The 516-nt window shown below is 63.8% G+C and carries 1 pseudogene; it reads left to right on the top strand.

What is annotated here, in order from left to right:
* Nucleotides 1-516: pseudogene (locus AB4Y73_RS20440) on the top strand (pyruvate dehydrogenase (acetyl-transferring), homodimeric type); the annotation flags it as partial.

Genomic DNA, 516 nt, shown 5'->3' on the forward strand with positions numbered 1-516 from the left:
TACTACAAGGTGTACGCCGCGTATAAGGCAGCGACCGAGTTCAAGGGCAAACCCACCGTCATCCTGGCCCACACCGTCAAGGGCTACGGCCTCGGACCGCACTTCGAGGGCCGCAACGCGACCCACCAGATGAAGAAACTCACCCTCGATGACCTGAAGAAGTTCCGCGACCACCTGCGGATCCCGGTCACCGACGAGGAGCTGGAGAAGGACCTGTACTCACCCCCGTACTATCACCCGGGCTCCGATGCGCCGGAGATCAAGTACATGATGGAACGCCGGGCCGAGCTCGGCGGGCCCGTGCCGGAGCGCCGCTCCAAACACCAGGACATCACCCTCCCGGACGCAAAAACCTATGAGGTCGCCAAGCGGGGTTCGGGCAAGCAGCAGGCCGCCACGACCATGGCGTTCGTCCGGCTCCTCAAGGACCTCATGCGGGACAAGAACTTCGGCAAGCACATCGCCCCGATCATCCCCGATGAGGCCCGCACGTTCGGCATGGACGCGTTCTTCCCC

The organism is Pseudarthrobacter sp. TAF60_1 (genome assembly GCF_052113505.1).
Classification (GTDB): Bacteria; Actinomycetota; Actinomycetes; order Actinomycetales; family Micrococcaceae; genus Arthrobacter.